The 15,630-nt window shown below is 37.1% G+C and carries 13 protein-coding genes; 11 read left to right on the top strand and 2 right to left on the bottom strand.

What is annotated here, in order from left to right:
- Nucleotides 1–123 precede the first annotated feature (123 nt).
- Complete coding sequence (gene gatD, locus B3473_RS01310) at nucleotides 124–912, bottom strand: lipid II isoglutaminyl synthase subunit GatD (RefSeq protein WP_154455380.1); 789 nt, start codon at nucleotides 910–912, stop codon at nucleotides 124–126.
- A 1-nt stretch (nucleotide 913) separates the two neighbouring features.
- Nucleotides 914–2,257 carry a lipid II isoglutaminyl synthase subunit MurT gene (murT, locus tag B3473_RS01305; RefSeq protein WP_154455379.1) on the bottom strand — a complete coding sequence of 448 codons (1,344 nt, stop codon included), beginning with the start codon at nucleotides 2,255–2,257 and terminating at the stop codon, nucleotides 914–916.
- A gap of 105 nt (nucleotides 2,258–2,362) precedes the next feature.
- Between murT and cdaA the strand changes: the two genes are divergently transcribed.
- From cdaA to csn2, 11 genes are all read left to right on the top strand, one after another.
- The gene (gene cdaA, locus B3473_RS01300; protein WP_154455378.1) at nucleotides 2,363–3,208 is read left to right on the top strand and encodes a diadenylate cyclase CdaA; all 846 of its coding nucleotides are present in this window, start codon (nucleotides 2,363–2,365) and stop codon (nucleotides 3,206–3,208) included.
- Nucleotides 3,209–4,165: a CdaR family protein gene (locus tag B3473_RS01295; RefSeq protein WP_154455377.1), complete on the top strand. Its 957-nt coding sequence runs from the start codon at nucleotides 3,209–3,211 to the stop codon at nucleotides 4,163–4,165.
- A 97-nt stretch (nucleotides 4,166–4,262) separates the two neighbouring features.
- On the top strand, nucleotides 4,263–5,615 hold the full coding sequence (gene glmM, locus B3473_RS01290) for a phosphoglucosamine mutase (RefSeq protein WP_154455376.1): 1,353 nt from the start codon (nucleotides 4,263–4,265) through the stop codon (nucleotides 5,613–5,615).
- Between the two features lie 95 nt (nucleotides 5,616–5,710).
- On the top strand, nucleotides 5,711–6,838 hold the full coding sequence (gene hemW, locus B3473_RS01285) for a radical SAM family heme chaperone HemW (RefSeq protein WP_154455375.1): 1,128 nt from the start codon (nucleotides 5,711–5,713) through the stop codon (nucleotides 6,836–6,838).
- Between the two features lie 11 nt (nucleotides 6,839–6,849).
- Nucleotides 6,850–7,593, top strand: a complete 744-nt coding sequence (locus B3473_RS01280) for an acyl-ACP thioesterase domain-containing protein (RefSeq protein WP_235281040.1) — start codon at nucleotides 6,850–6,852, stop codon at nucleotides 7,591–7,593.
- Nucleotides 7,594–7,626: 33 nt separating this feature from the next.
- Entirely contained in the window at nucleotides 7,627–8,400 is a 774-nt protein-coding gene (locus B3473_RS01275) for a TIGR01457 family HAD-type hydrolase (protein WP_167829320.1), read from the top strand.
- Nucleotides 8,390–9,040: a TIGR01906 family membrane protein gene (locus B3473_RS01270; protein WP_154455373.1), complete on the top strand. Its 651-nt coding sequence runs from the start codon at nucleotides 8,390–8,392 to the stop codon at nucleotides 9,038–9,040. The genes B3473_RS01275 and B3473_RS01270 overlap by 11 nt, the downstream gene beginning before the upstream one ends.
- Before the next feature lie 414 nt (nucleotides 9,041–9,454).
- Nucleotides 9,455–13,564, top strand: a complete 4,110-nt coding sequence (gene cas9, locus B3473_RS01265) for a type II CRISPR RNA-guided endonuclease Cas9 (RefSeq protein ID WP_154455371.1) — start codon at nucleotides 9,455–9,457, stop codon at nucleotides 13,562–13,564.
- On the top strand, nucleotides 13,564–14,430 hold the full coding sequence (cas1, locus tag B3473_RS01260) for a type II CRISPR-associated endonuclease Cas1 (protein ID WP_293651008.1): 867 nt from the start codon (nucleotides 13,564–13,566) through the stop codon (nucleotides 14,428–14,430). The genes cas9 and cas1 overlap by 1 nt, the downstream gene beginning before the upstream one ends.
- A complete protein-coding gene (gene cas2, locus B3473_RS01255; RefSeq protein ID WP_154455369.1) occupies nucleotides 14,427–14,771 on the top strand; it encodes a CRISPR-associated endonuclease Cas2 in 345 nt (114 codons plus the stop codon). The genes cas1 and cas2 overlap by 4 nt, the downstream gene beginning before the upstream one ends.
- Nucleotides 14,758–15,426 (top strand): type II-A CRISPR-associated protein Csn2, encoded by a 669-nt coding sequence (gene csn2 / locus B3473_RS01250; RefSeq protein ID WP_235300413.1) that lies wholly within the window; start codon nucleotides 14,758–14,760, stop codon nucleotides 15,424–15,426. The genes cas2 and csn2 overlap by 14 nt, the downstream gene beginning before the upstream one ends.
- The last annotated feature ends 204 nt before the right edge of the window (nucleotides 15,427–15,630 follow it).

The following is a 15,630-nucleotide window of genomic DNA, read 5'->3' as shown; positions in this document are numbered from 1 at the left end:
CTTTTCATTATAGGTCATATGGGACTTTTTGTATATACTCAAAAAGGCTCCATAATTTCCATGGTGGATTTACCCACTACAGAAATTATAGAGCCAAAGATTGCAGATGCAATCTTTTTGGTATTATTTGTCGAATTCAGCTTTGCTTTTGGTATCGGCATATTCTTCAGCGACTTCTTTTGAGAGAATAGCGTCGTAGCTTGGTAGTTGAATATCGGCTCCGTATTTATTTTTTAGGGCGGTAGTAACAAGTCGATAGGCTAGGTTGGCATTGCGTGATAAGATAGGGCCGTGGAAATAACTGCCATACACATTTTTGTAATGAACACCTTCTGTGCCATCTTCGTTATTATTCCCATTTCCGTAAACGCAAGTGCCTAGCGGTTTTTCGTCGTCTGATAAGAAGGTACGTCCTTGATGATTTTCAAAACCGTAATAGGTTTCTTTGAATTCATCATTGTAAATTTTGATATCTCCGATGAAACGGTTGTTGTCTTGGTTGAGGGTGTAGTGTCCCATGACGCCAATGCCGTTGATTTTTTCGCCATTGGCTTGCACATAATATTGTCCAAGAAGTTGGAAGCCGCCGCAAATAGCTAGGATAACTTTGTCTTGGTTGATGAAGTTGGCGATAGCTTCTTTTTTACTTGGTAGGTCTTTGGCAACAATAGATTGTTCGTAATCTTGACCACCACCAAAAAAGGCCATGTCATAGTAATCAGCGTCAAAATCGTCGCCCAAAGACACAATATCAAAGGTCATTTTGGCACCGAGTTTCTCACCAACGTATTTCATCATGAGAATATTACCATTGTCACCGTAAGTATTCATAAGATTGCCGTAAAGATGGGCAACATTTAGCTCGTAAGTGTAATCTTTGGTGTCAGGTGATTGGAGTGAAGTGTAAGTCATCTTAGTTCATCTCCTTTCCAACAGCATGACGATTGGCTAAAATCTCGCGGAATTGCAGCATAGCCGTGTAAGTAGCGAGAATATAAGCGTGCTCGGTTGGTTGTGATTCAATCAATGTCATAATATCTTCTAAACTTTCAGCTTCGGTGATTTTGGTGTCATCGTAGCCTGTCACGCGAAGGCGGCGGGCAATTTCAGAATGACGAACCCCACCAGCAAATAGTTGAGGAATGTCCATGTCTAAAATAGCCTCAAAATTAGCATCCCAAATCCAACTGGTGTCAATACCATCTGCATAGTTAGCGTTGAGCAAGACTGACAAAGTGAAAGGATAAGGTGCTAATTTAATCATATCCAGTGCTTGACTAGCACCAACAGGGTTTTTAATCAGAACCAAGGTACATGATTTGTCACCGATTTTGAAGGTTTCTTGACGGCCAAAGACGGCACGACTCTTGTCAAAACCAGCTTTGATTTGCTCAGGAGCAACACCGAAAAATTCAGCAACTGATACTGCCGCGAGGGCATTGTAAATGTTATAAAGACCTCCTACGTTAATCTTGTAGGATTGGTTATCAATGACAAATTCTGAAGTGGTATTGGTAATCTTTGTCAATTCAGTCAAGGCATAGTCCAATTTTGGACGATGGAAACCACAATGTTCACACACATAATCTCCTAAGTTGGCATAGGTGTTGAGTTTGTATTTCAAAATGTGTTGGCAATGTGGGCAAAGAATACCTTCGGTATTGTAGTGAGCCAGTTTTGGAGCGTGTTTTTCCGTATCAAAGCCATAATATTTGACAGGATTAACCACCTTAGTGGAATGGAACAGAGGGCTATCTCCATTGGCTAGAATCGTCGCTTTTGGTGCCTTGGCTGCCCCGTCCAAAATCATTTGGTAGGTGGTGTAAATCTCACCGTAGCGGTCCATTTGGTCACGGAAAATATTAGTGAACACAAAAAGGTTTGGTGTGATGTATTTTGTGATTTTTGGCAAACTAGCTTCGTCAATTTCAAGCACCGCAATTTTCTTGCCTGATTTGGCTCTTTTTGCTGTCAGGAAAGTTGACGTAATACCTGTAATCATATTGGCACCGCTTGGATTGGTGACAATTTCGCCAAAGGCTTCTTTCAAAATACCGACTGTCAGAGCAGTTGTCAGGGTTTTACCATTTGTCCCTGTCACCACAACAATTTCATAGTCTTTAGCAATGGTATCTAGAATATCTTTATCGAATGTGAGGGCGATTTTTCCTGGCAAGGTCGAGCCACGTCCCATTTTAGACAAAACAAAATGAGCAGACTTCCCAGCCGTTAGTCCCATAAGTGTGTTTAATTTCATAAGGTTATTGTACCATAAAAAGATATATTATAATAAAGAAAATCTTTTGAAAACGTGGTATAATGTAGTGGAAACTTTAGTGAGTTAGATGAAAGAGATGCTTGTATGAGAAATTTAACCCTTATTGATGCTAAATTTTGGGCAACCTTATTTGAAAATCCATGGGAGATTGTTGTTCATCTTTTAGACATTTTAATTGTGGCTTATTTTATTTACCGATTAATACGAGCCTTAGCGGGGACGAAAATCATGTCCCTCATACAAGGGGTCGTGTTATTTATTTTATTAAAATTTGTCGCTGAGTGGATTGGTTTTACAACGATTACCTATCTGATGAATCAAGTCATTACCTACGGTGTCATTGCAGGGGTTGTGATTTTTGCCCCAGAAATTCGGACAGGGCTGGAGAAATTTGGACGAACCACACAGGTTTTCATGCAAACCCAGCAAGCCAGTGACGAGGAAAAATTGGTTAAAGCCTTGCTAAAATCAGTGGCCTACATGAGCCCGCGTAAAATTGGTGCCTTGATTGCGATAGAGCGGACACAGACCTTGCAAGAATACATTTCGACAGGGATTCCCTTGAACGCGGATATTTCCAATCAATTGCTAATTAACATTTTTATTCCCAACACGCCTCTTCATGACGGTGCTGTAATTATCAGAGGTAATAAAATTGCGACGGCTTGTTCTTATTTGCCTTTGTCAGAATCTATGGCCATTTCAAAGGAATTTGGAACGCGTCACCGTGCGGCCATTGGTCTGTCAGAAAACTCAGATGCCTTGACCATAGTGGTTTCAGAAGAAACAGGTGGTATTTCTATCACATCCAAAGGAGAATTCTTGCATGATTTGAGCAAGGAAGAATTTGAGGCGATTCTGAGAGAACAATTGATTACAGAGCAAAAAACCGAGGAACCTTGGTACCATAAAATTTGGAGGAGGGGATAAATGAGGCGATTTTTCAATAGTCAAGTTTGGTTGGTTGTTGTATCAATAATATTTGCGATTTTGCTGTTTTTGACAGCAATGTCTAGTAATTACAACAGGACTGGTTCGCAGGTGTCTGGAGCAACCGAAACCTACACCCACACCTTAACCAATGTTCCTATTGATATTAAGTATGACAGTGATAAATACTTTATCAGCGGTTATTCTTATGAAACAGAAGTGTACTTGACGTCTATCAATCGAGTGAAATTAGATTCGGAAATCAATAGCGATACGAGAAGCTTCAAGGTCGTGGCTAATTTGACAAAATATGGAGAAGGAACCCAAACCGTTCCTTTGAAAGTCACTAATTTACCAACAGGGGTAACAGCAACGGCTTCACCCAGCCATATTTCAGTAACCATTGGAAAGAAAAAAACAAAAACATTTGCCGTTAAAGGAGAAGTGGACAGCAACCAAATCGCATCAGGTTACGAATTGAAGAAAGTGTCAACAGACCTTTCAGAAGTAGAAGTGACCAGCGATGAGAGCATCATCAATCAAATTGACCATGTGGTAGCTAAATTGCCAGAATCTGAGGTCTTAGATAGTGATTATAGTGGTCGTGTTGCCTTGCAAGCTGTGGCAGCAGATGGAACTATCTTAGCCAGTGCCATCAATCCTTCAAAGGCAAAATTGGATGTCACGGTTAAAAAATTAACCAAGTCAGTGCCATTAACGGTTCGGACAACGGGTGAGATGAACAGCAGTTTATCTGACATTGCTTATAAACCAAGCCAAACGCAAGTGACAATTTCAGGAAGTCAAGAGGCCTTGAATGCGGTAAATGAAGTCGTAGCGACGGTAGATATTTCTAATATCACCAAGGATACCAATGTTAGTGTCAATCTATCGGCGGATGATGTGACCGTTATCCCGTCTGTTGTGACTATTCAGTTGACAGTGACTAAAAAATAATAGATAATAGCAAAGATATAGCGATGGGTAATGCCTTGTTACCCATTCTTGGAAATGAATGAAGTAAAATGGAGGAGCGAATTTTCGCTAAAGAATAATGGGAAAATATTTTGGAACAGATGGCGTTCGTGGAGAAGCAAATGTTGAGTTAACACCGGAATTAGCCTTTAAACTTGGGCGTTTTGGTGGTTACGTTTTAAGTCAACACGAAACAGAGCGTCCTAGAGTGTTTGTAGCACGCGATACGCGTATTTCTGGGGAAATGTTAGAATCAGCTTTGATTGCTGGCTTACTTTCTGTGGGGATTGAGGTTTACAAATTAGGCGTTTTGGCAACTCCTGGGGTTTCTTATCTTGTTCGTACTGAAAAAGCTAGCGCAGGTGTTATGATTTCAGCTAGTCACAACCCAGCTTTGGACAATGGCATCAAATTCTTCGGTGGCGATGGATTTAAATTAGCCGATGACCAAGAAGAAGAAATTGAAGCTTTGTTGGATGCGGCAGAAGACACGCTTCCACGCCCATCTGCAGAAGGTTTGGGGACTTTGGTTGATTACCCTGAAGGACTTCGCAAATACGAAAAATTCCTCGTTTCAACAGGTACTAGTCTTGAAGGCATGAAGGTTGCCTTGGATACAGCTAACGGTGCAGCTTCTGTGTCTGCTCGAGATGTTTTCTTAGATTTGGATGCTGACATTACGGTTATTGGTGAAAATCCAGACGGTCTTAACATCAATGCTGGTGTTGGTTCAACCCATCCAGAACAATTGCAAGAATTGGTTAAAACATCAGGTGCTGACGTTGGTTTGGCCTTTGACGGTGACAGTGACCGCCTTATTGCTGTTGATGAAAACGGTGATATCGTTGACGGTGACAAGATTATGTATATCATCGGAAAATACCTATCAGAACAAGGTAAACTAGCGCATAATACAATTGTTACGACCGTTATGTCAAATCTTGGTTTCCACAAAGCACTTGACCGTGAAGGTATTCACAAGGCCATTACAGCCGTAGGTGACCGCTATGTTGTAGAAGAAATGAAAAAATCAGGCTACAACTTAGGTGGTGAACAATCTGGTCACGTTATCATCATGGACTACAACACTACTGGTGACGGTCAATTGACAGCTATTCAATTGACAAAAGTCATTAAGAAAACAGGTAAAAAACTCTCTGAATTGGCTGCAGAAGTGACGATCTACCCTCAAAAATTGGTTAATATTCGTGTGGAAAACAGCATGAAGAGCAAGGCAATGGAAATGCCTGCTATCGCTGGTATTATCAGCCAAATGGAAGAAAAAATGGACGGCAACGGTCGTATCTTGGTTCGTCCAAGTGGAACAGAACCGCTCTTGCGTATCATGGCTGAAGCGCCTACGGATGAGGAAGTTGACTTCTATGTTGATACCATCGCAGCCGTTGTGAGAGATGAAATCGGATTAGACTAAATATCAAGCATAGAGAAGTGAGGCATTTTGATACCTTGCTTCTTTTTTTCTTTGGAAAATTGGTTAAGTTTTTTTAAAAATGTTATAATAACGTCATGCTAAAAAAAACAACATCAGCTTATGTTCATATTCCTTTTTGTACTCAGATTTGTTATTATTGTGATTTTTCAAAAGTGTTTATCAAAAATCAGCCTGTCGATGCGTATTTGCAGGCTCTTATTCGTGAATTTGAGCGTTACGATATTAAACAACTGCGTACCTTGTATATCGGTGGTGGGACGCCTACTGCCATCACTGCTCAGCAATTGGATTATTTGCTGACAAATCTTACTAAAAATTTGGATTTAAGTGTCTTGGAAGAATTCACCATTGAAGCCAATCCAGGTGATTTGACTGAGGACAAAATTGAGGTACTCAAACAATCAGCTGTCAATCGTGTGTCTTTGGGGGTGCAGACCTTTAACGACAAGCAATTGAAACAAATAGGTCGCAGCCACAATGAAGCTCAGATTTATGACACCATTGCCAGTTTAAAAGAAGCTGGATTTGATAACATTTCGATTGACTTGATTTATGCCTTGCCAGGTCAGACCATGTCTGATGTTAAGGAAAATGTTGCCAAGGCTTTAGCGCTAGATATTCCCCACCTCAGTTTGTACAGTTTGATATTGGAACACCACACGGTTTTCATGAATAAAATGCGCCGTGGTAAGCTTAATCTGCCTCAAGAAGACCTTGAGGCGGAGATGTTTGACTACATCATTACAGAACTTGAGAAAAATGGCTTTGAGCATTATGAAATTTCCAATTTTACCAAGCCTGGTTTTGAAAGTCGACATAATCTCATGTATTGGGACAATGCGGAATATTATGGTGTTGGTGCTGGGGCGTCTGGTTATATTGCTGGGGTGCGTTACCGTAACCAGGGGCCTATTCAACATTATTTGAAGGCTGTTTCAGAAGGTAATGCAAGATTGTCAGAAGAAGTTCTGACCAAAGAGGAAATGATGGAAGAAGAGCTGTTTCTAGGTTTACGTAAGAAATCAGGCGTTTCCATTGCCAAATTTGAAGAACGTTTTGGGATTTCCTTTGAGGAGCGTTATGGTCAAGTGGTTGCTGAATTGCGTCAACAAGGTCTTTTGGTGCCAGATGACGAGATGATTCGCATGACGAAAAAAGGTCTTTTCTTAGGCGATACTGTCGCAGAAAAATTTATCATATAGTAGGTAGTATTATGGGTTGTCATTATCAAGAAAAATATACGGTTCCTTTTTATGAAAGTGATATCAATTTCAACATGAAATTGCCAGAACTATTGTCCTTGGTCTTACAAGTGTCTGGTAATCAATCGATGGCATTAGGCATCAGTAATGAGTTTATTTATGAAAAGTATCAGTTAGTTTGGATTGTGACGGACTATGCGATTGAAATTGAGCGTTTGCCCAAATACGCAGAAACCATCACCGTTGAAACCGTGCCAACGTCTTACAACAAACTCTTTTGTTACCGTGATTTTTACGTTTACGATGCCACAGGGGCAAAAATCATCACTATTCATTCGACCTTTGTTTTGATGGATTATGAAACCCGCAAGGTGCATTTTGTGATTGATGATTTGGTAGCTCCTTATCAAGTTGAAAAAATCAAGAAAATTTACCGCGGTCCTAAGTACGAGGATTTGGAAAATCCAGAAGAAACCTTGTATCATGTGCGTTTCTTTGACCTTGATTTGAACGGTCATGTCAATAACAGCAAGTATTTGGCGTGGATGTATGAGGGATTGGATTTTGAATTTTTGCAACACCACGTTCCTCGCAATATCCACCTCAAATACGTTAAAGAAATTCACTATGGTCATGATATCATTTCGCGCGTGGAACAAAAGGATTTGTCGACTAAACACGAAATTGTGACCCAAGGAACTGTTCATGCTCAAGCTTGCATCGAATGGCGAAGCATCGAAGAAAGCAGATTGTAAACTTTAACAATACAGATAAAAAAGGAGAATAATGTGACTTATAAAGGATACCTGATTGACTTAGACGGAACGATTTACAAGGGAAAGGAACGTATTCCTGCAGGGGAACGGTTTATTCAACGCCTGCAAGAAAGACATATTCCTTATGTTTTGGTGACCAATAATACCACACGCACACCTGAAGCGGTGCAAGAAATGTTAGCCAAGCAATTTAACGTTCAAACGCCGCTTGAAACCATTTATACAGCGACCATGGCAACGGTTGATTACATGAATGACATGAAGCGTGGCAAAACAGCGTACGTCATTGGTGAAACGGGCTTAAAAACAGCCATTGCAGAAGCTGGCTACGTTGAAGATACTGAAAATCCTGCCTATGTTGTGGTTGGGTTGGACACACAATTAACCTATGAAATGCTGGCAGTAGCCACCCTAGCCATCCAAAAAGGTGCCTTATTTATTGGGACCAACCCTGATTTAAATATCCCAACAGAGCGTGGCTTGATGCCAGGTGCGGGGTCTATTAGCAAATTCTTGGAAATTGCAACACGCGTCAAACCGATTTTCATTGGCAAACCAAATGCCATTATCATGAACAAAGCCCTAGACGTTTTAAATGTGAAGCGCGACCAAGCCATTATGGTGGGTGATAACTATTTGACAGACATCATGGCAGGTATCAAAAATGATATTGCAACTCTATTGGTGACAACTGGCTTTACCAAACCAGAAGAAGTGCCAACCTTGCCAATTCAACCTGACCACGTTCTCTCAAGCTTAGACGAATGGACTTTCGATGAAAAATAAGATTTGGACCTTTGCCACATGGCTTTGGCTTTTATCTGTGGCTATTTTAATCACGATTTACGGTGCTTGGTTGCTTTACCCATTTGAGGTTGATTGGTTGCATCTCACCTTGCAAGTGACCTTTCCCAAAGCAGATTTGCTTGATAACTTTAACGTGTTGATGACCTATCTCACCTCGCCTTTTTCACACACCTTGTCTATGCCTGATTTTCCTTCTTCTGCGGCAGGGCTCAAGCATTTTCAAGATGTGAAACACCTCTTTCACTTAACACAAGCGCTCTTTGTCGTGCTACTTTACCTATCTTGGTGTTTTTTGAAAAATGGCATCGTTAATAAAACCCTTTTTCTCCACCAAAGAGCATTTGTTTGGGCAGCCTTTTTACCAGTGTTAATTGCAGTAGCAGGCGTCTTAATTGGTTTTGAACAATTTTTTACGCTATTTCACGAAGTGCTTTTTCCTGGTGATTCTACTTGGCTCTTTAACCCAGCCACAGACCCTATTATTTGGGTCTTACCAGAAACCTTTTTTTTGCATTGCTTTATTCTTTTCTTTGTGGCCTATGAAGTATTAATGCTTGGTTTGTTATTGATTTCCCGCCGTCAATTTACACAAAGGCTAAAGGCTAGAAAGGAGGACTAATAATGTCTCTTGCCTGGTATTACTGGTTTTTATTTGCCTGTTCTTGGCTCTTTGCCATCACCTTTTGGGTCAAATCTACCAATATTCCCCAAAAGTGGCTAAAAGCCCTCTTTGTTATCTGTGGCGTAATCGCCTTTTGTCTCCCCTTTTTCTGGGGCTGGCTCGTGAGTTAATGATGAAAAAATTAGAAAACAAGCGTATGAAAACGCTTGTTTTTTGAAATAAAGAAAAGTAAAATAGAAGTATAATTTTTTATTCTCAATTAGAAAATAAAAAAAGCACCCGAATCGGGTGACATACTTGGATACGGACTAGCCTTATTTTAACTCACTGTGTTGTTTCGAATAGTTCCAACAATTCTATTTTATTATTTTAAGGTTAAAATTGCAAGTATTTTAATTAAAAAAGGAGAAAATGATGAAATCTTATTCAATTGGGCTTGATATCGGTACAAATAGTGTCGGGTGGGCTGTTATCACAGATGATTATAAAGTTCCAGCTAAAAAGATGAAGGTTTTTGGAAATACTGATAAAAAGTATATCAAGAAAAACTTATTAGGTGCATTGTTATTTGACAGTGGCGAAACAGCTGAAGCGACTCGTTTGAAACGTACAGCTCGACGTCGTTATACGCGTCGTAAAAATCGTTTGCGTTACCTACAAGAAATTTTTGCGGAAGAAATGACTAAAGTTGATGATAGTTTCTTTCAACGTTTAGATGAGTCGTTTTTGAAAGATGATGATAAAAATTTTGATGCACATCCAATCTTTGGCAATAAAGCAGAAGAAGATGTCTATCATCAGAAATTCCCTACAATTTACCATTTAAGAAAATATCTTGCAGATTCCACTGAAAAAGCAGATTTACGCTTGGTTTATCTAGCTTTAGCGCACATGATTAAATTCCGTGGACATTTCTTAATTGAGGGTGAATTGAGCGCTGAAAATACAGATGTTCAAAAACTATTCACTGATTTCGTAGGAGTGTATGATAGAATATTTGATGATAGTCATTTATCAGAAATTACGGTTGATGCTGCAAGTATTTTGACAGAAAAAATTAGCAAATCACGTCGTTTAGAGAATCTTATTAAATACTACACAACAGAAAAGAAAAATACTTTATTTGGAAATCTTATTGCTTTGGCTTTAGGATTACAGCCTAATTTTAAAATGAATTTCAAATTATCTGAAGATGCTAAGTTACAATTTTCTAAAGATTCCTATGAAGAGGATTTAGAAGAGTTACTTGGGAAAATTGGAGACGATTATGCAGATTTATTTACTTCAGCTAAAAATCTTTATAATGCAATCTTACTTTCAGGTATCTTAACTGTTGATGATAATTCAACTAAAGCTCCGTTATCTGCTTCGATGCTTAAACGTTATGTTGAACATCATGAAGACTTAGAAAAGCTAAAAGAATTCATTAAGGCAAATAAATCTGAGTTGTATCACGATATTTTTAAAGATAAAAACAAAAATGGTTATGCGGGCTATATTGAAAATGGTGTTAAACAGGATGAATTCTATAAATATTTAAAAAATACTCTTTCAAAAATTGATGGAAGTGAATATTTCCTAGATAAAATTGAACGTGAAGATTTTTTAAGAAAACAAAGAACATTTGATAATGGTTCGATTCCGCACCAAATTCATTTACAGGAAATGCATGCAATCTTACGTCGTCAAGGTGATTATTATTCATTTTTAAAAGAGAACCAAGATAGAATTGAAAAAATCTTGACTTTTAGAATCCCTTACTATGTCGGTCCGTTAGCACGAAAAGATAGTCGATTTGCATGGGCAGAATATCATTTAGATGAGAAGATTACACCGTGGAATTTCGATAAGGTAATTGATAAAGAAAAATCAGCTGAAAAATTCATTACGCGCATGACTTCAAATGATTTGTATTTACCAGAGGAGAAAGTTTTACCAAAACACAGTCATGTATATGAAACATATGCGGTTTATAATGAATTAACCAAAATTAAGTATGTTAATGAGCAAGGAAAAGAATCTTTCTTTGATTCAAATATGAAGCAAGAAATCTTTGACCATGTCTTTAAAGAAAATCGCAAAGTTACCAAAGAAAAAGTTTTAAATTATCTTAATAAAGAATTTCCTGAATATCGTATTAAAGATTTAATTGGACTTGATAAGGAAAATAAATCATTTAATGCTAGTCTTGGCACTTATCATGATTTGAAAAAAATTCTAGATAAATCCTTCTTAGATGATAAAGTAAACGAAGAAATAATTGAAGATATTATCAAGACGTTGACTTTGTTTGAAGATAGAGAAATGATTCAGCAGCGCCTTCAAAAATATAGTGATATCTTTTCGCCACAACAATTGAAGAAATTTGAACGCCGTCATTATACTGGCTGGGGTCGTTTGTCATATAAATTAATTAACGGTATTCGTAATAAAGAAAATAATAAGACTATTCTTGATTATCTGATTGATGATGGTTCTGCTAATCGTAACTTTATGCAGTTAATTAACGACGATACATTACCATTTAAACAAATCATCCAAAAATCACAAGTTGTTGGTGATATCGATGATATTAAAGCTGTTGTTCATGATTTACCTGGAAGCCCTGCTATCAAAAAAGGTATTCTACAAAGTGTCAAAATCGTTGATGAGCTAGTTAAAGTGATGGGACATAATCCTGATAATATTGTTATTGAGATGGCGCGTGAAAATCAAACAACTAATAGAGGAAGAAGCCAATCCCAACAACGTTTGAAAAAACTTCAGAACTCATTAAAAGAGTTAGGAAGTAATATTCTTAATGTGGAAAAACCGTCATATATTGAAGATAAAGTTGAAAATAATCATCTTCAAAATGATAAACTCTTCCTTTACTACATTCAAAATGGTAAAGATATGTACACTGGTGATGAGTTAGATATTGACCATCTAAGCGATTATGATATTGACCACATTATTCCTCAAGCCTTTATTAAGGATGACTCTATTGATAATAGAGTACTAACAAGTTCAGCTAAAAATCGAGGTAAATCAGATGATGTACCAAGTCTTGATATTGTTCGTGCTAGAAAGGCAGAATGGATTCGATTGTATAAATCAAGACTAATCTCTAAACGTAAATTTGATAATTTAACGAAAGCCGAACGTGGTGGATTGACTGAAGCAGATAAGGCTGGATTTATTAAACGTCAATTGGTTGAAACACGTCAAATCACAAAACATGTGGCACAGATTTTAGATGCTCGTTTTAATACAGAACGTGATGAAAATGACAAAGTGATTCGTGATGTGAAAGTCATCACTTTGAAATCAAATCTGGTTTCACAATTCCGAAAAGATTTTAAATTTTATAAAGTTCGCGAAATTAATGATTATCATCATGCTCATGATGCTTATCTTAATGCAGTTGTTGGAACAGCATTATTGAAAAAATATCCTAAATTAGCTTCTGAATTTGTTTATGGTGAGTACAAGAAATATGATATTCGTAAATTTATCACTAATTCAAGCGATAAAGCAACAGCGAAATATTTCTTCTATTCAAATTTAATGAATTTCTTTAAAACTAAGGTTAAATATGCGGATGGTACTGTCTTTGAGCGACCTATTATCGAGACAAATGCTGACGGTGAAATTGCTTGGAATAAGCAAATTGACTTTGAAAAAGTTCGAAAAGTTTTATCCTACCCACAAGTCAATATTGTTAAAAAGGTTGAAACTCAGACGGGAGGATTCTCAAAAGAATCAATTTTACCTAAAGGTGACTCTGATAAATTAATTCCACGAAAGACAAAAAAAGTTTATTGGGATACTAAAAAATATGGTGGTTTTGATAGTCCAACAGTAGCTTATTCTGTTTTTGTTGTAGCTGACGTCGAAAAAGGTAAAGCTAAGAAATTGAAAACTGTAAAAGAGCTAGTTGGTATTTCTATCATGGAACGTTCTTTCTTTGAAGAAAATCCAGTTGAATTCTTAGAAAATAAAGGATATCACAATATTCGAGAAGATAAATTAATAAAACTTCCAAAATATAGTCTTTTTGAATTTGAAGGTGGAAGAAGACGCTTGTTAGCTAGTGCTTCAGAACTTCAAAAAGGGAATGAAATGGTGCTTCCAGGATATTTAGTAGAATTGCTTTATCATGCTCATCGAGCTGATAATTTTAATAGCACTGAATATTTAAAATATGTTAGTGAGCATAAAAAAGAATTTGAAAAAGTTTTATCTTGTGTGGAAGACTTTGCTAACTTATATGTTGATGTTGAAAAAAATTTAAGTAAAATTAGAGCAGTTGCAGATAGTATGGATAACTTCTCAATTGAGGAAATTTCAAATTCATTTATTAATTTATTAACACTGACTGCATTAGGTGCGCCGGCTGATTTCAATTTCCTTGGTGAAAAAATTCCACGTAAACGCTATACCTCAACAAAAGAATGTCTGAATGCCACCCTTATCCACCAATCTATCACTGGTCTTTATGAAACACGTATTGATTTGAGTAAATTAGGAGAAGAGTAATGGGATGGCGTACGGTTATTGTTAATGAGCATTCTAAATTGTCGTATAAGAATAATCATTTGATTTTTAAAGATGCTTATCATACTGAAATGATTCATCTGGAAGAGATTGATATTCTGTTGCTTGAAACGACGAATATTGTATTGACGACGATGTTGATTGAACGCTTAGTCGAGAGAAATATTTTAATTATTTTTTGTGATGAAAAACGTTTGCCAACTGCAATGCTGACGCCTTACTATGGACGCCATGATTCTAGTTTACAGCTGACAAATCAAATTGCTTGGGACGATGATGTCAAATGTGATGTTTGGACAACGATTATTGCCCAGAAAATATTAAACCAAAGCATGTATCTTGGTAAATGTTCTTTCTTTGAAAAATCCCAATCTATTATGGAGTTATATCACGGCTTAGAGCCTTTTGATCCCAGTAATCGTGAGGGACATTCTGCAAGAATTTATTTTAATACCTTGTTTGGAAATGATTTCTCGCGTGATCAGGATAATGATATTAATGCTGGGTTAGACTATGGGTATACTTTGTTGTTGAGTATGTTTGCGCGTGAATTAGTTGTTTGTGGTTGTATGACGCAATTCGGCTTAAAACATGCTAACCAATTCAACCAGTTTAATCTGGCTAGTGATATCATGGAGTCATTCCGTCCAATTGTTGATAGAATTGTGTATGAAAATCGTAACGCTTCCTTTGTTAAGATTAAACGCGAATTGTTTACGATGTTTGATGAAACCTATTCTTATAACCATAAAGAAATGTTCCTAAACAATATCGTTAGTGATTATACGAAGAAAGTGGTTAAAGCTCTAAATCATGGTGGGAAAGGAGTTCCTGAATTTAGGATATGAGTTATCGATATATGCGAATGATTTTAATGTTTGATATGCCAACCGAAACAGCAGAAGAACGAAAAGCCTATCGTCAATTTCGAAAATTTTTATTGAGTGAAGGCTTTATCATGCACCAATTTTCAGTTTATAGCAAATTGTTATTAAATAATTCTGCCAATAAAGCGATGATTGATAGACTTCAAGCCAATAATCCTAAAAAAGGAAGCATCACACTTTTGACAGTGACTGAAAAACAGTTTGCTCGTATGATTTATTTGAATGGTGAGCAAAATACCAGCATTGCCAATTCTGATAGACGTCTTGTATTTCTTGGAGAGGATTATAGTGATCAAGATTAATTTTCCACTATTAGATACACCGCTACCACTTGAAAACGCGACAATTCTGGCTATTGAAGATGTTACTGTTTATGCTAATATCGTTAAACAATGTTATAGCTATTCTGAAGCGAGTGATTTAAAGTTTTTCACAGAGAAAATGGTTTCTTTAAAGATGACAGAAATCCTGCTGATTACTGATATTTTAGGTTTTGAAATCAACTCTCCTGCTGTTTTGAAGCTGATATACGCTGATTTGGAGGGGCAATTGAATGATAAACCAGAAATTAAGACTCAGATTGAAAATCTGGCAGCTAAGATTACAGAACTAATATCCTATGAATGCTTAGAAAATGAGTTGGATCTGGAATGCGATGACATTACGATTTTAGAACTCATCAAAGATCTTGGTATTAAAATTGAAACACGAAGTGACACCATCTTTAAAAAATGTTTTGAAATTCTTCAAATTTATCAATATCTTAGCAAAAAGAAATTGTTAGTTTTGGTTAATAGCGGTGCTTATTTGTCGAAAGGTGAAGTAGAGAAGTTGTTAGAGTATATTGAACTGAGTAACCAAACAGTGCTCTTTTTAGAACCACGAAAACTTTATGATTTCCCACAATACATTTTAGATAATGACTATGTTTTACTGGAAGATAAGGGAGAGTCATAAGAATAACAAGGTACCTGGGAAGGTATCTTGTTTTTTTTGAACGTAATATAAGTTTAGATGAAAGCATTGTTATATGGACTACTCTTATGATATAATGAGAATGACTAAAATTCGATTTTATGAATGGGATCGTTCGGAGCTGAAGTTTTGCTGTGAACGAATGGCGCGATTACGAAATCTTGTGAGAAAAAGTGGTCCACGAGG

The sequence above is a fragment of the Streptococcus sp. UBA632 genome, assembly GCF_002300045.1.
Lineage (GTDB): Bacteria > Bacillota > Bacilli > Lactobacillales > Streptococcaceae > Streptococcus > Streptococcus alactolyticus.
Note: the sequence above shows the minus strand (reverse complement) of the source record. Positions and strands in the feature narration are given on the sequence as shown.